Below are 21,821 nucleotides of genomic sequence, written 5' to 3'. Positions count from 1 at the left end.
CATGGACAAGTCGCTGGGCGCGCGTCTCGCCCGTCATCCCGTCATCGCCACGCTGTATGGCGCCGAGCAGGCCGACAGCTTCATCGACAGCGCGGCCGAGGTCGGCATTGTCGCGAACGTCGACCTGCGCAGGCTTCAGGCGGTGGTCGCGGCGCTCGCCCGGGCCGGCAAGTTCGTGATCGTCAACATCGACAGTTGCGACGGTCTGTCGCAAGACAAGGGCGGCGTTGAATATCTGGCGGATATCGGCGTCGCCAGCCTCGTGTCGACGCGTGTCGCGACGATCCAGCGCGCGAACCGGGCGGGGTTGATCACGATGCAGAAGGTGTTCGTGACCGATCGCTCGACATGGCCGCGCAGCATGAAGGCGATCGAGCAGAGCGATCCGAACCTCGTGCAGTTGATGCCGGCGCCGATGCTCGCGCACCTGAGCGAGGCCGACCGCCAGGCGCTGCCGCCTATCGTCGCGTCGGGCTTCGTCGGCAACGCGGACGACGTGCGCAGCGCGCGGCGGCACGGCGCGGTCGCGGTGTCGACGAGCGACACCGCGTGGTGGAATTTCGACCCGTCGTCGTGACGGGTGTTTGTCGAACACGGAGCCCCGCATGAACGAACCTTACCTGCAGGTCATCGCACATTTTTACGCGAAGCCGGGCAACGGCGACCGCGTGATCGAGCTGCTCGCGGAACTCGCGCCCGCGACGCGCGCCGAGCCGATGAATCTCGACTACGCGTATTTCCGCTCGCCTGCCGATCCCGACCACATCGTGATCCTCGAGCGTTACAGCGACGCGGGCGGCCTCGACGTGCATCGGGAAACGCCGCATTTCCAGCGGATCGGGATCGGGGCAATCTTTCCGCTGCTCGATCGCCGCGACGTGTCGCGCTACATGGTGCAGCCGGACACCGGCACGGCGACGCTTCCGGGAGGCACCCGATGAACCCGTTTCAATTCCGTACCGTTCCGACGCAGATCGTCGAATTCGGCGCCGCGCGCCGGCTCGGCGCGCTGTTGCGCGAACGCTTTCCGGCGCTCGTGCGGCTGTGCGTCGTCACCGACGCGTTCCTGCATCGCAGCGGCGTGCTCGCGCCCGCGCTGGAGAGCCTCGCCGCGCACGGCTGGCAGGTCAACGTGATCGACGACGTGATCGCCGATCCGCCCGAGCACGTGGTGCTCGAAGCGACCGCGCGGGCCGTCGCGGCCGATGCCGAGATCGTGCTCGGCCTGGGCGGCGGTTCGTCGATGGACGTTGCGAAGCTGATCGCCGTGCTCGCGCCGGGGCAGCAGGCGCTGGCCGACATGTACGGCGTCGACAAGGTCGCGAGCGCGCGGCTGCCGCTCGTGCAGATGCCGACGACGGCCGGCACGGGCTCCGAGGTGACGGCCGTTTCGATCGTCACGGTCGGCGAGGCGCGCAAGATGGGCGTCGTGTCGCCGCACCTGTTCGCGGACGTCGCGATCCTCGACGCCGAGCTGACGCTCGGCCTGCCGCGCGCGGCGACCGCCGCGACGGGCATCGACGCGATGGTGCATGCGATCGAAGCCTATACGTCCGCGCGGCTGAAGAATCCGGTGTCCGACATGCTGGCCGTGCACGCGCTGACGCTGCTGTCGCGCAACCTGCTCGCGGCCTGCGACGACGGCCGCAACCGGCACGCGCGCGAGGCGATGCTGGTCGGCGCGATGTTCGCCGGGCAGGCGTTCGCGAATGCGCCGGTCGCGGCCGTGCATGCGCTGGCCTATCCGGTCGGCGGGATCTTCCACGTGCCGCACGGGCTGTCGAATGCGCTCGTGCTGCCGCACGTGCTGCGCTTCAACGCGCCGGCCGCCGCGCCGCTGTATGCGGAACTCGCGGCGATCGTCGCGCCGTCGGCGACGGGCAGCGACGAAGCGAGGACGCATGCGCTGATCGCGGAGATCGACCGGCTGATCGTCGCGACGGGCATCCCGCGCACGCTGCGCGAAGTCGGCATCGGCGAGGGCGACCTGCCGAGGATGGCGTCGGACGCGATGCTGCAGACGCGCCTGCTCGTGAACAATCCGCGCGAGGTGACGGAGGCCGACGCGCTGGCGATCTATCGGCAGGCGTGGTGACGCGGCGGGCGAGCGCACCGCCCGTCACGACGCGCGTGCGGCCTCCCGCGCGGGCCATGCCGCAAACATGCGCATACCAGCGCGACGGCCACGAGCAGGCATTCGGCCCACGGCGTGATACGCGGTGCATCGTGTTCGACGAGCACGCCGCCGAGCGCTGAACCGAGTGCGCTCAGGCCACCGACGCGCGCGGGTGGTCGGCCACCACGTACGCCGATGCCTGCTTCGTGCCGTCCGGTTTCGTCTGCAGGTAAACGCCCTGGATTTCCGGCTCGAAACCCGGCAGCGCGTTGATCCCGGCTTCGAGCGCGCGGAAGTAGTCGAGCGCCGGGCCGCCCCACGCTTCGCCGGGCACCACGCAGAAGATGCCGGGCGGATAGGGCAGCGCGCCTTCGGTCGCGATCCGGCCTTCGATACGATCCAGCGTGACGAGCTCGACGTTGTTGCGGATCAGCTCGGCATTCGCGGCGTGCGGCAGCATCGCCTGCTTCGGGAACTGCGCGCGCCGGAACATCTGCTTCTGCAGATGCTTCATGTCGTGGCTGCGGTAGAAGTCGTGCATCCGCTGGCACAACTGCCGCAGGCGCATGTTGCCGTACAGCTCCGGATACGCTTCGCACAACGACGGGATTGCTTCGCGCAGCGGCGTGTCCTGGTCGAGATGGCGTTCGAACTGTGCAAGGTGCGCGACCAGATGCTGCAGCTTGCCGAAGCTTTCCGACGGCGTGAGCAGGAACAGGATCGTATACAGGTCGGCCTTCTCGGGCACGACGCCGTGCTCGCGCAGGTAGCGCGCGAGGATCGGCGCCGGCGCGCCGAACGGCGCGTACTCGTGCGTATCGCGATCGATGCCGGGCGTCGTCAGCAGCAGCTTGCACGGATCGACGAAGTACTGGTTGTCGGCATAACCTTCGAAGCCGTGCCACGCGTCGGCCGGATGGAAGCGGAAGAAACGCAGGTCGTCGACGATCTGCTCGGTCGGGTAGTCGGCCCACGGGCGGCCGTCGACATGCTGCGGAACGAACGGGCGGATCTGGCGGCAGGTCTTCAGCAGCAGCTTGCGCGCCTCGACGCCGTGCGCGACGCAGTCGCGCCACAAGCGCTTGCCGGCCGGGCCCGCATGCATCTGCGCATTGACGTCGAGCGCCGCGAACATCGGGTAGAACGGGCTCGTCGACGCATGGATCATGTACGCGTTGTTGAAGCGCCGGTGATCGCAGAAGCGCTTCTGGCCTTCGATGTGGCTGTCCTTCTTGTGGATCTGCGACGTCTGCGAGAAGCCGGCCTGCTGCTTGTGCACCGACTGCGTGACGAAGATGCCGGGATCGTCGGGGCCGAGCGTCAGCATCAGCGGCGAGCAGTCCTGCATCATCGGGATGAACTGCTCGTAGCCGACCCACGCCGAATCGAACAGGATGTAGTCGCACAGATGCCCGATCCGGTCGACGATCTCGCGTGCGTTGTAGATCGTGCCGTCGTAGGTGCCGAGCTGGATCACCGCGAGCCGGAACGGACGCGGCAGGTCGGCGCGCTCGGGTGCGACGTCGCGGATCGCGTCGCGAATGCGCGTTTCGTCGAGCGCCGCGCTGTCGACGCCGCCGATGAGGCCCCATGCGTTGCGCGCGGTCTCGAGGTAGACGGGCCGCGCGCCGGACACCACGAGCGCGCCGAGGTGCACCGACTTGTGGTTGTTGCGATCGAACAGCACGAGATCGTCGGGCGCGAGCAGCGCGCTCGTGACGACCTTGTTCGACGTCGACGTGCCGTTCAGCACGAACCAGGTCTTGTCGGCGTTATAGATCCGCGCGGCATTGCGCTGCGCTTCCAGCGCGGGGCCTTCGTGGATCAGCAGGTCGCCGAGCCGGACGTCCGCGTTGCAGAGGTCGGCGCGAAACAGCGTCTCGCCGAAGAAGTCGACGAACATCCGGCCGAGCGGATGATTCGAGAAGAACTGGCCGCCCTGGTGGCCGGGGCAGTCGAACTCGACGTAGCCGCGCTGCACGTATTCGCGCATGACCTTGAAGAACGGCGGCAGCAGGTTCTCGCTGTAGATATCGGCGGCGGCTGAAATCTGCCGGCCGTAATAGTGGCGGCTGCCATGCCCGAGCTGGATCACGCCGCTCGCGCTCGGCAGGACCGACGGCGGCACTTCCTGGTCGGGCTCGACCGCGACGAAGAACGGAATCGCGAAGCCGGTTCTTTCGACGGCTTTCAGGATTTTTTGCGCCGAATCGATTCCGACCACGATTGCCGCGATATTCGTGAAATCGGTCTGAAATACGTCGACCTGTTCGTGCGTGGTGAGGAAGGCGCCAATCAGCGCCGGCTCGACTGCGATTTTCAACAGGCTCACACGAATTCTCCCGTAAATGTGCGGAAGCGGGAGCCGCATTCACGCCGGCGCACAATCCGCGTAGTCCGATACGCACCGCAGCCGATTGAAACGCTCCCGCGAATGCAGAATGCCGAATGCGCACCGCACGAATCAGCCTGCGCAGCGAGGCTCGGCTGCCGACGGTCAGTGCGCGACGCAGCCGATCGTAGCAACAAAATCCGGCGAATTCAATCGACCGGAAACATCAATGTCATTGAAGGATGAGTAGGATCAAATAATCTGGAATCGGAATGCTGCAATGCACATAAAAATGATCCAATTATGAAATCCGATTTGAAAGGGGCAGACGGTTTCGCCGAATCGTCGGCTTTTCACCGAAACACATCCATGGCATAGTCGGCATCCGAATTGGATGGCGAATCAAACCGGAATTGCGAGCGTCTCATGTCGGCGACCGTGGCCTGCTGTCCGCGTGCTCGTGAGACGAACAACACCAACGAAGCATCGGAACAGCGAGGGCAACATCATGAATACATCCACCGGAGGCGTTCGTCGTCTCGGCATGCGCGCGCTGCTGGTCGACGACGAAATCGCGCAGGAAACGGCAGCCGGGCGCGCGGTCCGCACGCTGAGCGCGGAGCTCGCGCAACGCGACATCGACGTGCTTACTGCGACATCCGCCGACGATGCGATCGTGCTGATCCGTTCCGATCCGTCGATCCAGTGCGTGCTGCTCGACTGGGATCTCGGCGTGGACGGCCATGGGCCGTCCGAGGCCGTGGTCGAAGCGATCCGGCATCGCAATGCCAACGTGCCGATCTTCCTGCTGGCCGACCGCAGCGTCGCGTCGTCGGTGCCGGCCACGGTCATGGGCCACGTCGACGATTTCGTGTGGCTGCTCGAGGACACGGCCGACTTCATAGGCGGGCGCATCCACGCGGCGATCGAACGCTATCGCGCGACCGTGCTGCCGCCGATGTTCGGCGCGCTCGCGAAGTTCTCGCGCGTCTACGAATACTCGTGGCATACGCCCGGCCACACGGGCGGCACGGGCTTCCTGAAGTCGCCGGTCGGCCGCGCGTTCTTCGAATACTTCGGCGAAGCGCTGTTCCGCTCCGACCTGTCGATCTCGGTCGGCGAACTCGGCTCGCTGCTCGACCACTCGGGCCCGATCGGCGAAAGCGAGCGCTACGCGGCGCGCGTGTTCGGCGCGCATCGCACGTATCACGTGACGAACGGCTCGTCGACGTCGAACCGCATCATCCTGATGGCGAGCGTGAGCCGCGACCAGATCGCGCTGTGCGACCGCAACTGCCACAAGTCGGCCGAGCATGCGATAACGATGTCGGGTGCGATCCCGACTTACCTGGTGCCGACGCGCAACCGCTACGGGATCATCGGGCCGATCGCGTCCGAGCGCCTCACGCAGGCGGCGATCCGCGAGGCCATCTCATCGAACCCGCTCGCGGCCGGGCTTGCCGATCGCCAGCCGAAACACGCGATCGTCACGAACTCGACCTACGACGGCCTCTGCTACAACGTCGCGCGCGTCGAAGAACTGCTCGGCGCGAGCGTCGACCGCCTGCACTTCGACGAAGCATGGTACGGCTACGCGCGCTTCAACCCGATCTACCGCGACCGCCATGCGATGCACGGCGACCCGCGCGACCATCGTGCGGACCGGCCCACGGTGTTCGCGACGCAGTCGACGCACAAGCTGCTGACCGCGCTGTCGCAAGCGTCGTACATCCACGTGCGCGACGGCCGCAGCCCGATTCCGCATGGTCAGTTTAACGAAACGTTCATGATGCACGCGTCGACGTCGCCGAACTACGCGATCATCGCGTCGAACGACGTCGCGGCCGCGATGATGGACGGCCCCGGCGGCGAGGCGCTGACGCACGAGTCGATCGAGGAGGCCGTCGCGTTCCGGCAGATGATCGCGCGGATGAACAACGAGTTCGACGCGAAGGGCGACTGGTTCTTCGAATGCTGGCAACCCGACACCGTGCTCGAGGCACGCACGGGCCGCACGCTGCCGTTCCACGATGCGCCGCCCGAGCTGCTCGCGAGCGATCCGTCGTGCTGGGTGCTGCGCCCCGGCGCGCAATGGCACGGCTTCGGCAATATCGAGGACGGCTACTGCATGCTCGATCCGATCAAGGTGTCGATCGTCACGCCGGGCGTCGCGCCGGCCGGCGGCCTGATGCCGGTCGGCATTCCGGCGAGCGTCGTCACGGCCTATCTCGATGCGCGCGGGATCGTCGTCGAGAAGACGACCGACTTCACGATCCTGTTCCTGTTCTCGATCGGCATCACGAAGGGCAAGTGGGGCTCGCTCGTCAGCGCGCTGTGCGACTTCAAGCGCGACTACGACGCGAACCTGTCGCTCGACATGGCGATTCCGTCGCTCGCGAAGGAACACGGCGCGCGTTATGCGGGCATGGGGCTGAAGGACCTGGCCGACACGATGTTCGCGGCGATGGAGCAACTCGGCACGACGCGGCTGATGTCGGAGGCGTTCTCGATCCTGCCGAAGCCGGAGATGAGCCCGGTGCGCGCGTACGAGCATCTCGTGCAGGGCCGCGTCGAGCAGGTCACGCTCGACGAGCTGGCCGGGCGCACGGTCGCCACCGGCGTCGTGCCGTATCCGCCGGGCATTCCGCTGCTGATGCCGGGCGAGAACGCGGGGCCGGCAGGCGGCCCGGTGCTCGGCTACCTGAAGGCGCTCGAAGCGTACGACCGTCGTTTTCCGGGCTTCGCGCACGACACGCACGGCGTGGAAGTCGAGGACGGCACGTACCGCGTGTACTGCCTGACGGCCTGAGCGCGCGGCCAGAAGAACGAGCGACCGGCCGCGCGGCGGCATCACATCGAAGGAATCGACATCATGGAAAGCGCAGCGCGCATATCCGACGCGGCCCCGGCGGCCGCGCCGAAGAACCGGATGAATGTCTGGCAGCTCACCATCCTCACGGCGGTCAACATGATGGGCTCCGGCATCATCCTGTTGCCGGCGAAGCTCGCGCAGGTCGGCACGATCTCGCTGCTGTCGTGGATCGTCACGGCCGGCGGCTCGCTCGCGCTGGCCTATGCGTTCGCGCGCTGCGGGATGCTGAGCCGCAAGCCGGGCGGGATGGGCGGCTACGCGGAATACGCGTTCGGCAAGGCCGGCAACTACATGGCGAACTACACGTACGGGCTGTCGCTCGTGATCGCCAACGTCGCGATCGGCGTCACGGCGGTCGGCTACGGCACCGTGCTGTTCGGCGCGACGCTGTCGCCGCTGCAGACGGGCCTGTGGACGATCTTCCTGCTCGTGCTCACGACGGTCGCGAACTTCGGCGGCTCGCGCATCACCGGCCGGATCGGTGCGGTGACCGTGTGGGGCGTGATCATTCCGGTCGTCATCGTGTCGCTGATCGGCTGGTTCTGGTTCAGCGGCGCGACCTGGGGCGCCGCATGGAATCCGCACGACATGCCGTTCGGGCCGGCCGTCGGCAGTTCGATCGCGGTGACGCTGTGGGCGTTCCTCGGGCTCGAATCGGCGTGCGCGAACTCGGACGCGGTGGAGAACCCGGAGCGCAACGTGCCGATCGCCGTGCTCGGCGGCACGATCGCATCGGCGATCTTCTACATCGTGTCGACCAACGTGATCGCGGGGATCGTGCCCAACGCGATCCTCGCGAAATCGAACGCCCCGTTCGGCATCGCGTTCGCGACGATGTTCACGCCGACGGTCGGCACGATCGTCACCGCGCTGATGGTGATCGCGTGCATCGGCTCGCTGCTCGGCTGGCAGTTCACGGTCGCGCAGGTGTTCAAGAGCTCGGCGGACGTCGGCTACTTCCTGCCGGTGTTCGCGCGTGCGACGCGCACGGGCACGCCGATCGTCGGCATGGTGATCCTGCTCGTCGCGCAGGTCGCGCTGGCGCTGATGACGATCAGCCCGGAGCTGAGCAGCCAGTTCCAGAAGATCGTCGATCTCGCGGTCGTCACGAACCTCGTGCCGTACGTGATGTCGATGGCCGCGCTGATCACGATCCAGAAGGTCGCGAAGGTGCCGCCGGCCAAGGCGCTGCTGACGAACGTGATCGCGATGGTCGCCACCGCGTACAGCTTCTATGCGCTCGTCAGCTCGGGCGAGCAGGCGCTGATGCTCGGCGGCCTGTGCGTGTTCCTGGGCTGGACGCTGTTCGGCTTCGTCAGCGCGCGCTTCTACCAGATGGAAGTCGACGCGCACGTGAAGGAGCCGGGGAAGTCGCTGCAGGCGTGAGGGCGGCGCCCGCCGTTGCCGACGCGATACACCGCGTCGACAGCGGCGGGATTGCCTTCTTCAGCAGATCGACGAGCGCATGCACGCGCGGCGGCAGCGGCCGCTGCGCATGCGCGGGTGCGTCGAGCGCGAAGCCTGGGCGCCCGTTCCGCGGAAGAATCCTGACGTCCCGCGGACGACCGCCGCCGGCGTATCGTGTCGCCGAAGCCGCGCGCGTTCATCGACGCGATGAGCGAAAATCGGCATTCGCGCGAACGACAGGAGACGGCGACATGACGCAACAGGATGAAGCGGTGCGCACGCGATGCGTCGCGTGGCAGATCGTGCAGACATGGCAGGCGGCCGAATGGTGCCGGCTCGTGGAGACGCGAGCGGGAATCGATCTGTCGGGTTCGGTGTCGGGCGCGATCGACGGCACGCCGTTTCGTATCGACTATGCGATCGCATGCGGCGCCGACTGGCTCACGCGCTCGGCGCGCGTGACACGCTGGATCGGCACTTTGCCACCACAACAACTTGACCTCGCATGCGAGGAAGGGCGCTGGACGATCGACGGCGCCGACGCGCCGCTGCTCGCGGGCGCGACCGACATCGACCTCGGCTTCAGCCCGTCGACCAACACGCTGCCGATCCGGCGGCTGGCGCTGGCCGTCGGCGACGCTGCGACGATCCATACCGCATGGCTGCGCTTTCCGGATTTCGCCATCGTGCGCGGCGAGCAGCGTTATACGCGTACGGCGCCACACGTGTATCGCTACGAGAGCGGCACCTATGCGGCCGACATCGCGATCGACGAAGCCGGCCTCGTCACCGACTACGACGAATGGCGGCGCATCGGCGCGGCGCCCGCGCCGTGACGCGTCGCGTCATGCATCGGCGGCGCATCAGCGCGCGCTGGCGACCGTCAGCTTGCCGGGAATCAGCTTCAGCGTGCTGAACGTGTCGGCGATGTTCTGCTGATACGCGACCGTCGCGTCGGTGACGGGCTGCACGCCGTAGCCGGCGCGCTTGAGCGCGACTTCGAGCGTCGGCGCGTCGAGGCCGACGAGCGGCGACAGTTGCGCGGCGACGTCGGGCGTGTGGTCGCGCGCCCAGCGATCGACCGCGTCGACTTCGTCGAGCAGCGCGCGCGGCACCTGCGGGTGAGCCGCCGCGTACTTGCGCGCGGCGAGGTAGTACTGCGTGTTGCGCACGAGCCCTTCGCCGTTCGCGATCACGCGCGCGCCGAGCTGCCGTTCGGCGGCCGCCAGATAAGGATCCCAGATCACCCACGCATCGACGCTGCGCTGCACGAACGCGGCGCGCGCGTCGGCGGGCGTCAGGTAGATCGGCTGGATGTCCGCATACGCGAGGCCCGCGTGTTCTAGCGCCTTCACGAGCAGATAGTGAACGTTGGAGCCCTTGTTGAACGCGACCTTCTTGCCGCGCAATTGCGCGACGTTGCGGATCGGCGAATCGGGCAGCACGACGATCGCTTCGCCCTGCGGCGCGGGCGGCTCGTTGCCGATATAGACGAAATCGACGCCGGCCGCCTGCGCGAAGATCGGCGGCGTTTCGCCGACCGTGCCGACGTCGATCGCGCCGGCGTTCAGCCCTTCGAGCAGTTGCGGGCCGGCGGGGAATTCGAGCCATTGCACCGCGACGCCCTGGCTCGCGAGACGCTTCTCGAGCGTGCCGCGTGCCTTCAGCACGACGAAGTTGCCGTATTTCTGGAACCCGATGCGCAGCCGCGTGCCGTTGCCCTGGGCTTGCGCGGGCAGGGTCGCGAGCGGCCCGAGCGCGAGCCCGGCAAGCCCGGCGGCCGCGCCGTGCAGCCATTGGCGGCGGCGCGGGTTCGCCGGGGTCGTTTCAAGGTCTGCGTGCGGTGTGTCGCTCATCGGGGTGTCCTGCGTGCGGGTTCACGGGGCGCGCGCAAAGGCGGCGCGGCCGGCGCGGGACGGGGCCGGATGCGGGCGATGCTCGCAACGGGCCGGCCCGCGCCGGATTCAGGACGATACGGCCGCGCGGGCCGGCGGCCAACCAATGAATGCGCATATGCAAATCAGCGGCGCTCAGGCTGCGTCGGCGGCGCTTTCGTCGATCGAATCGACGCGGTCCCGATAGAACGCGAGGTGTCCGCGAATCGCTTCGACGGCCGGGTACGGATGCTCGTAGGTCCACACCGCGTTGGTCGCGCGTTCGCCGCCGGCCGGGATCGAGTAGTACGCGCAGTCGCCCTTGTACGGGCAGTACGTCGCGTGGTCGGTACGGCGCAGCAGCGACATGTCGGCGTCTTCGCGCGGGATGTAGAGCACGGCCGGATAGCTGGCCTCGCGCAGCGCCAGCGCGCGGCGCGTATCGGCGACGACCTTGCCGGCCACCGTGACCACCACGCGCGACGGATGCGGCTCGATCGTGATCGGATGATCGGGGCCCGGCGACTTCACGGGACGAGAGGGCGTATCGGAGCTGATCGACATCGTGGGTCCTCCAGGAATCGGCGGCGCGGCAGCGTCGGGCGGATCCCGGCGCGCCCGTGCCGGCGTTTGCCAGCCGATACGATGCGCCAATTCCGGAGAATTTGCAGGGGGCCGGAAGGCGGTGGCGCGGTCGCGTGCTTTGGCGTGGCGCGAAGGATCTGCCGGGCGACGCCCCGGCGCTTGCGCGGACATATTCATGCACGGGCAGCGGGATGCACCTGCGGCGATAAGCAACGCCGAATTAATTGGTAAGCGATCGGCGGGAGGCGCGCGAAGATCGGCGGTCGTCATTCGCGTGACTCATTCCTCCTTTCCGCCACCATGAAGCATTCTTTCGTTTCGTCAGCCGCACCTCGTGTGCGTCGCGCACCGCATGCCGTTGTCGCGCTTCGTTGCGTGGCCGCGTCGCTGCTGCTTGCCGGCGCGGCCACGCAGGCGCTCGCCGCGCCGGCCGGCAAGACGCTCGTGTACTGCACCGAAGGCAGCCCGGCCGGCTTCGATCCGGGCCAGCACACGACGAGCACCGATTTCGACGCGAGCACGTACACGATCTACAACGGGCTCGTGCAGTTCAGGCGCGGCACGCTCGATCTCGAACCGTCGCTCGCGACGAGCTGGGACGTGTCGCCCGACCAGCGCATGATCACGTTCCACCTGCGGCGTGGCGTGAAATTCCAGACGACCGCGTGGTTCAAGCCGACGCGGCCGTTCCAGGCCGACGACGTCGTGTTCACGTTCCGCCGGATGCTCGACCCCGACGATCCGTTCCGCAAGGCCTACCCGGTCAGCTTCCCGTATTTCAGCGATCTCGGCTTCGACCGCAACGTCGAGCGCATCGAGAAGGTCGACGACTACACGGTGCGCTTCGTGCTGAAGACACCCGACGTCGTGTTCGTGCGCAACCTCGCGATGGCGTTTGCGTCGGTCCTGTCGGCCGAATATGCGTCGCAGCTCGCGGCACGCCATCGCGAGGCCGACATCAACCAGTTCCCGGTCGGCACCGGGCCGTTCCTGCTGCGTACGTACCAGAAGGATGCGCTGATCCGCTACGAAGCGAACCCCGACTACTGGAACCCGGACGACGTGAAGCTCGCGCGGCTCGTGTTCGCGATCACGCCCGATCCGGCCGCGCGCCTGCAGAAGCTGGTGGCCGGCGAGTGCCAGGTATCGGCGTTCCCGCGGCCGGCCGATCTCGACACGGTGCGGCGCGACCCGAAGCTGGAACTGTTCTCGGGGATGGGCTTCAACGTCGGTTTCGTCGCGTACAACACGCAGCATGCGCCGCTCGATCGCGTCGACGTGCGGCGCGCGCTCGACATCGCGATCGACAAGACGGCGATCGTGAAGACCGTCTTCAATGGCGACGCGAAGATCGCGACGAACCCGATGCCGCCCGCGCAATGGTCGTACAACCCTCGCCTGAAGGATGCGCCGCGCGATCCGGCCGCCGCGAAGGCGCTGCTCGCGCAGGCCGGCTTCCCGAACGGCTTCGACCTGACGCTGTGGGCGATGCCCGTGCAGCGCCCGTACAACCCGAATGCGCAGTTGATGGCGCAACTGATCCAGCAGGACTGGGCGAAGATCGGCGTGCGCGCGAAGATCGTCAGCTACGAATGGGGCGAATACAACCGCCGCGCGAAGCACGACGGGCAGCACGACGCGATCCTGTACGGCTGGTCGGGCGACAACGGCGACCCCGACAACTGGCTCGGCACGCTGCTCGGCTGCGATGCGGTGCACGGCAGCAACCTCGCGAAGTGGTGCAATCAGGATTTCGAAAAGCTGGTGAGCGCGGCGCGCTCGAATGCGGACGTCGCGAAGCGTACGGCGCTGTACGAACAGGCGCAGGTGGTGTTCAAGGATCAGGTGCCGTTCACGCCGATCGCGACGTCGATCGTGTCGCTGCCGGTGTCCAAGCGTGTACACGGGCTGACGTTCTCGCCGCTCGGCGGGCACCGGTTCGACGGCGTGTGGCTGGATTGACGGAGATCGACGGACGAAGGGCCGGCGCACTCGCGCGCGCCGGGTCCGGTTCAGGTTGCGGTCAGTTGAGCGCGACGGCCGCCGCCGTTTCGACCGGCGAGCCTTCGAGCGCGACCGATGGCCTGCCGTCGGGGCCGACCGGCACGTCGCCGGTGAGCGTCGTGCGATAGAGCTGGCGGTCGAAGTCGAGATCGAAGATGTCGACGGGCGCGAGATGCGCGGTCGCGCGGTTGTCCCAGAACGCGATGCTGCGCGGTTCCCACTTGAAGCGGATCGTGAATTCCGGCCGCGTCACGTGTTCCCACAGCAGTTCGAGCAGCGCCTGGCTCTCGCGCGGCGTCAGCCCGACGATCGATTTCAGGAAGCTCGGGCTCACGTACAGCGCGCGTTCGCCGGTTTCCGGATGCACGCGCACGAGCGGATGCTCGGTCACGAGCGGGCGGCGTTCGACCGCGTCGTCGAACGCGCCGGTGGCGCGCGCACCGGCCGGCGGCGTGAAGCGGTGGATGCCGCGCAAGCCGTCGACGAAACCGCGCAGCGGCGCGGACAGCGTTTCATACGCACGCACGAGGTTGGTCCAGTGCGTGTCGCCGCCGTACGGCGGGATCGTCACGCCGCGCAGGATCGATGCCCACGGCGGATTCACGGCGGCCGTCACGTCGGTATGCCAGCCCGTCCACGGCCGGCGCACCGGTTCGCCTTCGAAGCGCGTCGCCTTGCGATGCTTCGCGACCGAATAGACGGCCGGATGACCGTCGACGTGCCCGAACACCGGGTGGCCGACCGTCGGCTCGCCGAACTGCGCGGAGAACGCGACGTGCTGGTCGTGCGTGAGGAATTGTTCGCGGAAGAAGACGACGCGCCATTTCAGCAGCGCGGTGCGGATGGCCGCGATCTGCGGCGTGGTCAACGGTTGCGTGAGGTCGACGCCGCGGATTTCCGCGCCGATATGGGCGGACAGCGGGATCACGTCGACCGGTTGGGCGGCGGGTTCGGGTAGGGCGCTCATGCGACGCTCCTGGCGGAAGTGAACGGGGCGGATGGCCGACATCGTTGCGCGTGCAAGCGTCGGCCGGACGACGTGGTGTTCATGGTTGGGGGCGAGGTGGACGAATGACGGGGAACACGCGGTGGCGCGCACGAAACGGCGCCGCCGCGGTACGCGGACGTTAGTGCAGCGTCGCGCCCGGCCCCTTCAGCACGACGCTCCGGCGGCCGTCGATGCCGACCGGCACGTCGCCGTGAACGGTCGCGCGGCGCACGACGCGGCGCGCAGCGCCGTAGTCGTTGATCGCGTAGTGCTGCGTCGCGCGGTTGTCCCAGATCGCGACGTCGCCTTCCTGCCAGTTCCAGCGCACGGTGTTCTCGAGACGCGTCACGTGCTCGTGGAAGACCTGCAGCAGGTGTGCGGAATCCTGCGCGGACAGCCCCTTGATCCGCTGCACGAAGTGCCCGAGCACAAGCGTGCGTTCGCCGGTTTCCGGATGCACGCGCACGACCGGATGCTCGGTTTCGTAGACGGTCGACGTGAACACTTCGCGGTAGCGCTTCAGTTGCGTGTCGTCGGCATGCACGTGCGTCGACGCGTAGTCGTATGCGTTCGTATGGATCGCCCACAGCGTGTCGGCGAGTGCGCGCAGCGGGTCGGGAAGATGCGTGTACGCGGCGGCCGTGTTGGCCCATACCGTATCGCCGCCGAACGGCGGAATCACGACCGCGCGCAGGATCGAGATCTTCGGGTACGCATCGACGAACGTCACGTCGGTGTGCCACGAATTCGCCCGGGCGCCGTGCGCGGAATCGAGTTCGAGCAGATGCGCGCTGCCGTCGACGGACGGCACGGTCGGATGCGCGACCGTGTCGCCGAAGCGGCGCGCGAACGCTTCCTGCGCGGTGTCGTCGAGATGGTGCTGGCCACGGAAGAACAGCACCTTGTGGCGCAGCAGCGCGGCCTGGATCGCATCGAACGTCGCGTCGTCGAGCGTGGCCGACAGACGGACACCGGCGATCTCGGCGCCGATCCGGCCGGCAACCTGGCGCAGCTGGAGCGGGGCGGCGGCCGTGCGCGGCGCGGCGTGCGAAGCATGCGAAGACGGGTGGACGGCGTGCTGGACTTCGGACATCGGGAGTCTCCTGGAGTCGGGTCGGTCGAGTCTCCATTCAAGCAGGGTCCGCGCGGAACCGGAACCGATGAATCGTCACAACCTTAGCGTGCGTGCTGCGATGATCGATATGTGTCGTCATGCTGAGCAATGCAGCCGCGACTTGCACCTACCACGCGAGCCGCCATTCACCGATCCGGTGCGTGTGCTGCGTGTCGATGCGCTTGCCGCCCGCGCCATCGTCGCGCGGCGGTTCGCTATCGTCGAAATCCGCGAGCACCGTGTCGCGCAACCGCGCGAATTCAGGCGAATCGCGCCGGCGCGGCCGCGGCAGCGCGACATCGACGACGCGTTCGATGCGGCCCGGGCGCGGCGCCATCGTGACGATGCGATCGCCGAGATAGACGGCTTCGTCGACGTCGTGCGTGACGAGCATCATCGTGATGCGTTCCTGTTCCCAGATGCGCAGCAGTTCGTTCTGCATCCGTGCGCGCGTCTGCGCATCGAGCGCGCCGAACGGCTCGTCGAGCAGCAGCACGCGCGGCCGGTTCACGAGGCCGCGCGCGATCGCGACGCGTTGCGCCATCCCGCCCGACAACTGGTTCGGAAACGCGTGCTCGAAGCCGTTCAGCCCGACGAGCGCGATGTGGTCGGCTACCGCGCGCCGCTTCGCTGCCGCGTCGAGCGGCGCGTTGCGCAGCGCGGCGCCGATGTTCTGCTCGACGGTGAGCCACGGGAACAGCCGGTGGTCCTGGAACACGATCCCGCGCTGCAGCGACGTGTCGCGCACGCGTTCGTCGCCGGCGCGGATCTCGCCCGCGTAGTCGCTATCGAGCCCGGCGATCAGCCGCAGCAAAGTCGACTTGCCGCAGCCGCTCGCGCCGACGATCGTGACGAATTCGCCGGCGCGCACATGCAGCGACACGTCGTCGAGCACGGCGAGCGACGCGCCGCGTTGTGCGTAGTGCTTGCTTACGTGGAGGATGTCGAGCGAGTCGGAGGTGAGGGTCGTCATGGCGGAGCGAGTGAGGGTGCGACAGGGAAGGAGGGGCGATTACTGCGGCAGGTCGCCGCGCCGGGCCAGCACCTTGCGTTTGATCGCACGCGCGACCGCGTTCAGCGCCCAGCCGGTCACGCCGACCACGATGATCCCGAACAGCACGAGATCCATCCGGAATTGCTCGCTGCCGTCGATCAGCGTGTTGCCGATCCCGCTGCCGGCGACGAGCAGGTATTCGGCGCCGAGCGTCGCGAGCCACGAATAGATCAGGCCGAGATACAGCCCGGTGAAGATCGACGGCAGTGCGGCCGGCAGGATCACGTAGCGGACGAGCTGGAGCCGCGAATATCGCAGCGCGCGGGCGACGTCGACATACGCACGCGGCACCGCGTGAATGCCGTCGCAGGTGTGCGCGGCGACGGGCAGCAGCGCGGCGAGCGACAGGAACACGACCTTGGCGACGTCGCCGAGGCCGAACCATACGGAGATCAGCGGAATCCACGCGAACAGCGAGATCTGCTTGAACGTGTCGAAGCTCGGGCCGACCATGCGCGCGGCGATGCGCGACAGCCCGAGCGCGGTGCCGAGCAGCAGCCCGCCCGTTGCGCCGATCGCGAAACCGCAGGCTTCGCGCGCGAGCGACGCGGACAGTGCGCGGCCGAGCGCACCGCTCGTGGCCTGCGACCACGCGGTGTGCAGCACGTCGGCCGGGCCGACGAGCAGCCCGCTTTTCACGACGTGTGCGGAAGCGATCGCCCACCAGAGCGCGAACGCGACGAGCGGCAGCACGAAGCCGCGCCAGTCGGGCGCATGCAGGCGGCGGGCGGCTGCGGCGGGTGATGGCGCGGCATCCGGCGCGAGCGTCGACGTGACGGAGTGCGGCATCGGGTAGTCTCCTTCGATTGCGCGGGCGGGCCGGTTCAGCCGCGAAACGCGGACGGCACGCCGCGGCGCAGGCGCGCTTCGAGTGCGTCGAGCAGCCGGTTGATCAGCAGGCCGACCGCGCCGACCACGACCACGGCGGCCATCACGAGATCGAGCTGGAACAGTTGCCGCCCGTACACGATCAGGTAGCCGAGCCCTTCGGAAGACGCGACGAGCTCGACGACGACGAGCGCGAGCCACGACTTCGTGAACGCGAGCCGCACGCCGGTCGCGAGCGTCGGGATCGCGGCCGGCAGCACGACGTGGACGATGCGTTGCCGGCGCGTGTAGCCGAACCCGCGCGCGACTTCGTCGAGCGCGGGCGGCGTCTGACGAAACCCCTGCAACGTGCTCAGCGTGACGGGGACGAGTGCCGCATGCGCGATCAGCAGGTACTTGAGCGGTTCGCCGACGCCGACGAGCAGCAGCAGGAACGGCAGCCAGCCGAGCACCGGGATCTGCACGAGCGCGTTGAAGCTCGGCAGCACATAGGCTTCCAGCGTGCGCGACAGGCCGAGCGCGACGCCGATCGCGAAACCGAGCAGCGAGCCGGCCGCGAAGCCGACCAGCACGCGCTGCAGGCTGATCAGGGTGTGGCGCGCGAGATCGCCGCTCGTCGCCAGCTCGGCGAGCGCGTCGTACACGCGTTCGGGCGGCGGCAGGATCTGCGGCGCGATCCAGCCGCGTGCGCTGCCGACACTCCACAGCGCGAACAGCAGCGCGGGCAGTACCCACGGCGCGAGCTGCCACGTCAGCCGCTTCACGCCCGCCGCGCGGCGCGGCTGCGCGGCGAGAGCATGCGGCTCGGACGACGGAATCGGGATCGCGGTGTCGCTCATCGGGGCCGGTCCGGGTCAGGAAAGGGGCTTGCCGGCCGCGTCGTAGCGCGGCCAGTAGTTTTCGAGCTTCAGCGTGCGCAGCGCGTTGTCGAGATACTTCGGCTCGAACCAGCCGTCGACGTCGACCGGCTGGCGGATCAGCTTCAGCTTCAGCGCATCCTGCGCGACGGCCTTGTAGCGCGCGACGAGGAACGGATCGATCAGCGGCGACAGGCGATCCTTCAGGCGCTGGTTCGCATAGTCGGCCTGCCACGACGAATACGGAACGCCGCTTTTGGCCCACAGCTTGAACAGCGCATCGCGGTTCGTCTCGTCGGACGACCATTGCGCGCCCTTCACGAACGCGTTGACGACGCGCTGCACGATGTCAGGATGCGCGCGTTCGAAATCGTCGAGCACGAGCAGGTGGGTCTGGCGCGTGTACTGCGGGCCGTCGTTCTGCGATTCGTAGATGATCTTCGCGAGCCCCGCGTCGCGCAGCTTGTAGAGCTGGTAGTCGCCCACCGATGCGTCGATGCCTTTCGACGCGAGCGCGGCGAGCGAGCTCGCGGCGTCGAGGTTGATCACGCGCAGGTCGCGTTCGCCGAGGCCGTTCTTCGCGAGCGCGTTGTCGGCCACGAGCTGCAGGTTCGTGCCGCGGAAGATCGACACGCGGCGGTCCTTCAGGTCCGTGATCGAACGGATGCCGGAGTCGGGCGGCACCGCGATCTTCACGCCCGAGCGCACGCTCGCGGCAAGCAGCAGGTGCGTCTTGATCCCGTTCGCACGCGCGAGCACGGCGGGCAGGTCGCCCTGGTACGCGAAGTCGAGCGCCTTGTTGGCGATCGCCTCGTTGACGGCCGGCCCCGCGCCCTTGAAGAACAGCCACTGCACCTTGATGCCGTCGGCCGCGAATTCCTTTTCGAACAATTGCTGGAGTTGCACGGTCGCCGCGCTCGAGCCGCCGAAGGTCGGCGGATCGCCGGCGCCTTGCTGGGCGACGCCGATGCGGACGGTGGCGGGCTTGTCGGCACGCGCGGCGGCCGCCAGCGTCATCAGCGTGGCCGCCAGCAGCGCTCGCAGCAGGCGCAGGGGAAACGGGAATCGATCGGTCATGGTGCGTCGGGTAGCGAGAAAATGAAGTGGGGCCGGGAGGCGTCGCGCCATTCTGGTGGACGCTGCCGGCGCGGGACAAGCAACGATTTGAACTATGCTTATCGCCGCCGGGCGGGTTGCCGGGCCGGGCGCGCGGTTTCCGCGGACGCAAAGCGGAGTCGCAGGTATCGGTAAATCGTTCAGGATTCCGATCATGTCGGTTGGCGTCGCGTGCCGATCAGGAAAACACCGGCTGGAAAATGCCTGAAATGGCGAAATCGCGGATTTGCCGGCTGATCGGCATGCGGATTCGGGCAATTAAATCGGCATCGGTCGATTCAAAAAAAACGATTCGAACCTGTCATATTTGCCGGTTCGGCCGGGCGGAGCGTGAACGAATAACCGGCCGGCACACGTGAAGCATCGCGCGCAACGGTGCGCACGGCCCCCATCCGGCATACCGGAAAATCGCACGGAAATGGGTTATCCGCCCGACGGAAAATGACGCATCGCGACAGTTAACATTCTTACTTCGGCGTTTGAATCACGCGGAATGCCATGCGAAAGAATTGCGGCAGGCGACCTGTATGAAATTCATCCTTGCAGGGTGCTATCCATAAATACATTCCGACGCCAAATAATTTGAAATCGTCCAGAAAATTGTCTATACCCTAGACGAATCAGTGCTGTCGGCGCCGTGCCGGCGCGGCCGCACGACAATTATTCGAATGAAACGATCGATGTCGTCGTTGCATGCCGCGCGTCGCAGCGATCGAGAGGACTTCGGGGGATGCGAACGGTCTCATGCCAGGGCCGTCCGCATGAGTCGCAATGGGCGAATGCCACATGCAGCCACCGGACCCATGCAGCGTTTTTACGTTCAACGGTCGATCATCGACCCCGTCACTCGGAGGTTGCCATGCTGCAATACGTCAAGTCTCTGCTGCGTGATGAACGTGGCGTCAGTTCGCTCGAATACGCGGTGCTGGCCGGCATCGTCGTGGTCGCGCTGGCGGCGGTCGGCGTGATCCTCAGCAGCACTAGCGGCGGCTTGCCGAGTGTGTTCTCGGCGCTGATCACGAAGGTGACGAGCCTGATCTGATGCCCTGAATCTGCGCGCCGCCGACGCACTCACGGATCCGCAGCGGTAGAACGTATCCAGCCGGGGGGGCGCCAACCGCCAACGGACGGCTCTCCCATGCTCACTCTCGTGCAGTCGGTGGCCACGGTCGTGCTGGCGTCGCTCGCGGCGCAGGACCTGCGCGACCGGCGCCTGTCCAATCGCGCGGTGCTGGCGTTCGCGATGCTGTATTTCGTCGCGGCGGCGCTCGCGCGCGAAGGGCCCGCGCCGCTGGCCGGCCATGTCGCGACCGCCGCGGCGATGCTGCTGCTGTTCGGCGGCTTGCGCCACGCGGGCTGGATCGGCGGCGGCGACGTCAAGCTGGCGGCGGCGGTATTCCTGTGGGCCGGGCCGACGCTGGCGTTCCCCGTGTTGACGATCGTCGGCGCGGGCGGCGCCTTGTGCGGCCTCGCCGCGCTCGCGGCCGTCGCGCGGCAGCGGCGCGCCGCGCCCGCCCGCGCGGTCGCCGCGCGCGGCGTGCCGTACGGCGTCGCGCTCGCGCTCGGCGGCGCGCTGGCCGTCTGGGCGCCGTTTCCGCACGCGGTTTCGCTTACCTAGCCGGGGGACGCACGCCGCCATGCCCAAACCTCTGAGAATGGCCATGCTGATCGTCGCCGCCGGCATCGGCGCGTTCATCCTGCGCGAACTGTACGTCGCCGCGTCGACGCCGTCGGCACCCGGCGAAGCGGACCAGGCGCGCGTGCGCGTCGCGGCCGCCGATCTGCCGGAAGGGCTGCTGCTGCGCGACAACGATCTCGGCTGGAAGCGCATGCCGCGCGCGCAGGTGCCGGCGGGCGCATTCGTCGAGTCGCAGCCGGGCGCCGATCTGAAGGGCGCACTGCTGCGCAACCGCGTCGGCGCCGGCACGCCGATCCGCACGGACAACGTGATTCCGGCCGACGCGCCGGATTTTCTCGCGGCCGCGCTGCAGCCCGGCATGCGCGCGATCTCGGTGCCGGTCGACGACGTGTCGGGCAACGCGGGGCTGATCCAGCCGGGCGACTTCGTCGACGTGGTGCTCACGCAGCAGATCGGCGGCTCGGCGACGTCGCCCGGCACCTTCGAAGCGGAGACGGTCGTGCGGCGCGCGCGCGTGCTCGCGGTCGGCTCGGAATTCCAGCGCGCGAAGGCGCCCGCGAGCGCGCCGGACGCGACGCCGCGCGCACGCACGGTCACGCTCGAGGTCGCGCCGCGCACCGCGCAGGTCGTGCTGGTCGCGACGCGCCTCGGCTCGCTGTCGCTCGCGCTGCGCAGCTTCGCGACCAGCGACCGGCGGCAACCGGCGGGCGGCGACGAGCAGGAGCCGGATACGCAGCCGGTGTGGGCGGGCGACGTGTCGCGTGCGGCCCGCGAGGCCTCGCGCGCGCCGTCCGCCGGGGCGGAGGCCGGCGGCGCGCGGCCGACGGGGCAGGGCAACACGGTCGTGATCTATCGCGGTTCGTCGATCGACGACGGGTCGCGCGGCACCGGCACGCCGGGCCTGCCGCCGCTGCCGTCCGGCCTGCCGGGGGCGCCGGGGATGCCGGCGATGCCGGCACTGCAGGGCGGCGGCAATGTCGCGGCGGATGCGGCGGCGCAATTGCCGAGGGCGGCGGTGCCGCAATGACGGATCGA

At 68.0% G+C, this 21,821-nt stretch carries 19 protein-coding genes; 10 read left to right on the top strand and 9 right to left on the bottom strand.

Features of this window, described 5'->3' with window-relative positions; all coding sequences use genetic code 11:
• Position 1: 1 nt before the first annotated feature.
• Genes GD429_RS22850 through GD429_RS22840 form a run of 3 tightly spaced genes read left to right on the top strand, consistent with a single transcriptional unit; the run spans position 2 to position 2,095 of the window.
• Complete coding sequence (locus tag GD429_RS22850) at positions 2–577, top strand: glycerol-3-phosphate responsive antiterminator (protein ID WP_152860171.1); 576 nt, start codon at positions 2–4, stop codon at positions 575–577.
• 28 nt (positions 578–605) lie between these two features.
• Positions 606–941, top strand: a complete 336-nt coding sequence (locus GD429_RS22845) for a putative quinol monooxygenase (protein ID WP_152860168.1) — start codon at positions 606–608, stop codon at positions 939–941.
• Positions 938–2,095, top strand: coding sequence for an iron-containing alcohol dehydrogenase (locus tag GD429_RS22840; RefSeq protein WP_152860166.1), 1,158 nt, complete (start codon positions 938–940; stop codon positions 2,093–2,095). Before GD429_RS22845 ends, GD429_RS22840 begins: the two co-directional genes overlap by 4 nt.
• A gap of 172 nt (positions 2,096–2,267) precedes the next feature.
• On the opposite strand, the gene GD429_RS22830 is transcribed toward GD429_RS22840, so the two are convergent.
• On the bottom strand, positions 2,268–4,448 hold the full coding sequence (locus GD429_RS22830; protein ID WP_321574799.1) for an ornithine decarboxylase: 2,181 nt from the start codon (positions 4,446–4,448) through the stop codon (positions 2,268–2,270).
• Between the two features lie 508 nt (positions 4,449–4,956).
• Here GD429_RS22830 and GD429_RS22825 point away from each other — a divergent pair.
• The 3 genes from GD429_RS22825 (at position 4,957) to GD429_RS22815 (ending at position 9,563) form a co-directional block, all read left to right on the top strand.
• Positions 4,957–7,257 (top strand): Orn/Lys/Arg decarboxylase N-terminal domain-containing protein, encoded by a 2,301-nt coding sequence (locus tag GD429_RS22825; RefSeq protein ID WP_152860162.1) that lies wholly within the window; start codon positions 4,957–4,959, stop codon positions 7,255–7,257.
• 63 nt (positions 7,258–7,320) lie between these two features.
• On the top strand, positions 7,321–8,706 hold the full coding sequence (gene potE / locus GD429_RS22820) for a putrescine-ornithine antiporter (protein ID WP_152860160.1): 1,386 nt from the start codon (positions 7,321–7,323) through the stop codon (positions 8,704–8,706).
• A 272-nt stretch (positions 8,707–8,978) separates the two neighbouring features.
• Positions 8,979–9,563, top strand: a complete 585-nt coding sequence (locus tag GD429_RS22815) for a putative glycolipid-binding domain-containing protein (RefSeq protein ID WP_152860158.1) — start codon at positions 8,979–8,981, stop codon at positions 9,561–9,563.
• A gap of 27 nt (positions 9,564–9,590) precedes the next feature.
• On the opposite strand, the gene GD429_RS22810 is transcribed toward GD429_RS22815, so the two are convergent.
• Both GD429_RS22810 and GD429_RS22805 read right to left on the bottom strand, forming a co-directional pair.
• Positions 9,591–10,583: a sulfonate ABC transporter substrate-binding protein gene (locus tag GD429_RS22810; protein WP_152860156.1), complete on the bottom strand. Its 993-nt coding sequence runs from the start codon at positions 10,581–10,583 to the stop codon at positions 9,591–9,593.
• Between the two features lie 174 nt (positions 10,584–10,757).
• Positions 10,758–11,165: a DUF427 domain-containing protein gene (locus tag GD429_RS22805; RefSeq protein WP_152860154.1), complete on the bottom strand. Its 408-nt coding sequence runs from the start codon at positions 11,163–11,165 to the stop codon at positions 10,758–10,760.
• Positions 11,166–11,486: 321 nt separating this feature from the next.
• On the opposite strand from GD429_RS22805, the gene GD429_RS22800 reads away from it, so the two are divergent.
• Positions 11,487–13,148, top strand: a complete 1,662-nt coding sequence (locus tag GD429_RS22800; protein ID WP_152860152.1) for an ABC transporter substrate-binding protein — start codon at positions 11,487–11,489, stop codon at positions 13,146–13,148.
• Between the two features lie 61 nt (positions 13,149–13,209).
• Here the strand turns inward: GD429_RS22800 and GD429_RS22795 are convergent, their stop codons facing one another.
• The 6 genes from GD429_RS22795 to GD429_RS22770 form a co-directional block, all read right to left on the bottom strand.
• Complete coding sequence (locus GD429_RS22795; RefSeq protein ID WP_152860150.1) at positions 13,210–14,157, bottom strand: TauD/TfdA dioxygenase family protein; 948 nt, start codon at positions 14,155–14,157, stop codon at positions 13,210–13,212.
• Between the two features lie 160 nt (positions 14,158–14,317).
• Positions 14,318–15,271 carry a TauD/TfdA dioxygenase family protein gene (locus GD429_RS22790; protein ID WP_152860148.1) on the bottom strand — a complete coding sequence of 318 codons (954 nt, stop codon included), beginning with the start codon at positions 15,269–15,271 and terminating at the stop codon, positions 14,318–14,320.
• A gap of 148 nt (positions 15,272–15,419) precedes the next feature.
• Entirely contained in the window at positions 15,420–16,265 is an 846-nt protein-coding gene (locus GD429_RS22785) for an ABC transporter ATP-binding protein (RefSeq protein ID WP_152860146.1), read from the bottom strand.
• Positions 16,266–16,304: 39 nt separating this feature from the next.
• Positions 16,305–17,135 (bottom strand): ABC transporter permease, encoded by an 831-nt coding sequence (locus tag GD429_RS22780; protein WP_152860144.1) that lies wholly within the window; start codon positions 17,133–17,135, stop codon positions 16,305–16,307.
• A 35-nt stretch (positions 17,136–17,170) separates the two neighbouring features.
• On the bottom strand, positions 17,171–18,013 hold the full coding sequence (locus tag GD429_RS22775; protein ID WP_152860142.1) for an ABC transporter permease: 843 nt from the start codon (positions 18,011–18,013) through the stop codon (positions 17,171–17,173).
• A 15-nt stretch (positions 18,014–18,028) separates the two neighbouring features.
• On the bottom strand, positions 18,029–19,048 hold the full coding sequence (locus GD429_RS22770; RefSeq protein ID WP_415748952.1) for an ABC transporter substrate-binding protein: 1,020 nt from the start codon (positions 19,046–19,048) through the stop codon (positions 18,029–18,031).
• 958 nt (positions 19,049–20,006) lie between these two features.
• On the opposite strand from GD429_RS22770, the gene GD429_RS22765 reads away from it, so the two are divergent.
• The 3 genes from GD429_RS22765 to cpaB all read left to right on the top strand — a co-directional run bounded on the left by GD429_RS22765 (position 20,007) and on the right by cpaB (position 21,813).
• Entirely contained in the window at positions 20,007–20,189 is a 183-nt protein-coding gene (locus GD429_RS22765; RefSeq protein WP_152860139.1) for a Flp family type IVb pilin, read from the top strand.
• 96 nt (positions 20,190–20,285) lie between these two features.
• On the top strand, positions 20,286–20,765 hold the full coding sequence (locus GD429_RS22760) for a prepilin peptidase (protein ID WP_152860137.1): 480 nt from the start codon (positions 20,286–20,288) through the stop codon (positions 20,763–20,765).
• Between the two features lie 19 nt (positions 20,766–20,784).
• On the top strand, positions 20,785–21,813 hold the full coding sequence (gene cpaB / locus GD429_RS22755) for a Flp pilus assembly protein CpaB (protein WP_152860135.1): 1,029 nt from the start codon (positions 20,785–20,787) through the stop codon (positions 21,811–21,813).
• Positions 21,814–21,821: the final 8 nt, after the last annotated feature.

Origin of the sequence: Burkholderia sp. BE17 (assembly GCF_009362305.1) — a bacterium.
GTDB classification, from domain to species: Bacteria; Pseudomonadota; Gammaproteobacteria; order Burkholderiales; family Burkholderiaceae; genus Burkholderia; species Burkholderia pyrrocinia_C.
Note: the sequence above shows the minus strand (reverse complement) of the source record. Positions and strands in the feature narration are given on the sequence as shown.

Excerpts from the sequence above, each read along its gene's own strand:
- GD429_RS22850 (WP_152860171.1), top strand. The coding sequence starts at position 2 with ATGGACAAGTCGCTGGGCGCGCGTCTCGCCCGTCATCCCGTCATCGCC.
- GD429_RS22845 (WP_152860168.1), top strand. The coding sequence starts at position 606 with ATGAACGAACCTTACCTGCAGGTCATCGCACATTTTTACGCGAAGCCG.
- GD429_RS22840 (WP_152860166.1), top strand. The coding sequence starts at position 938 with ATGAACCCGTTTCAATTCCGTACCGTTCCGACGCAGATCGTCGAATTC.
- GD429_RS22825 (WP_152860162.1), top strand. The coding sequence starts at position 4,957 with ATGAATACATCCACCGGAGGCGTTCGTCGTCTCGGCATGCGCGCGCTG.
- potE (WP_152860160.1), top strand. The coding sequence starts at position 7,321 with ATGGAAAGCGCAGCGCGCATATCCGACGCGGCCCCGGCGGCCGCGCCG.
- GD429_RS22815 (WP_152860158.1), top strand. The coding sequence starts at position 8,979 with ATGACGCAACAGGATGAAGCGGTGCGCACGCGATGCGTCGCGTGGCAG.
- GD429_RS22810 (WP_152860156.1), bottom strand. The coding sequence starts at position 10,583 with ATGAGCGACACACCGCACGCAGACCTTGAAACGACCCCGGCGAACCCG.
- GD429_RS22805 (WP_152860154.1), bottom strand. The coding sequence starts at position 11,165 with ATGTCGATCAGCTCCGATACGCCCTCTCGTCCCGTGAAGTCGCCGGGC.
- GD429_RS22800 (WP_152860152.1), top strand. The coding sequence starts at position 11,487 with ATGAAGCATTCTTTCGTTTCGTCAGCCGCACCTCGTGTGCGTCGCGCA.
- GD429_RS22795 (WP_152860150.1), bottom strand. The coding sequence starts at position 14,157 with ATGAGCGCCCTACCCGAACCCGCCGCCCAACCGGTCGACGTGATCCCG.
- GD429_RS22790 (WP_152860148.1), bottom strand. The coding sequence starts at position 15,271 with ATGTCCGAAGTCCAGCACGCCGTCCACCCGTCTTCGCATGCTTCGCAC.
- GD429_RS22785 (WP_152860146.1), bottom strand. The coding sequence starts at position 16,265 with ATGACGACCCTCACCTCCGACTCGCTCGACATCCTCCACGTAAGCAAG.
- GD429_RS22780 (WP_152860144.1), bottom strand. The coding sequence starts at position 17,135 with ATGCCGCACTCCGTCACGTCGACGCTCGCGCCGGATGCCGCGCCATCA.
- GD429_RS22775 (WP_152860142.1), bottom strand. The coding sequence starts at position 18,013 with ATGAGCGACACCGCGATCCCGATTCCGTCGTCCGAGCCGCATGCTCTC.
- GD429_RS22770 (WP_415748952.1), bottom strand. The coding sequence starts at position 19,048 with ATGACGCTGGCGGCCGCCGCGCGTGCCGACAAGCCCGCCACCGTCCGC.
- GD429_RS22765 (WP_152860139.1), top strand. The coding sequence starts at position 20,007 with ATGCTGCAATACGTCAAGTCTCTGCTGCGTGATGAACGTGGCGTCAGT.
- GD429_RS22760 (WP_152860137.1), top strand. The coding sequence starts at position 20,286 with ATGCTCACTCTCGTGCAGTCGGTGGCCACGGTCGTGCTGGCGTCGCTC.
- cpaB (WP_152860135.1), top strand. The coding sequence starts at position 20,785 with ATGCCCAAACCTCTGAGAATGGCCATGCTGATCGTCGCCGCCGGCATC.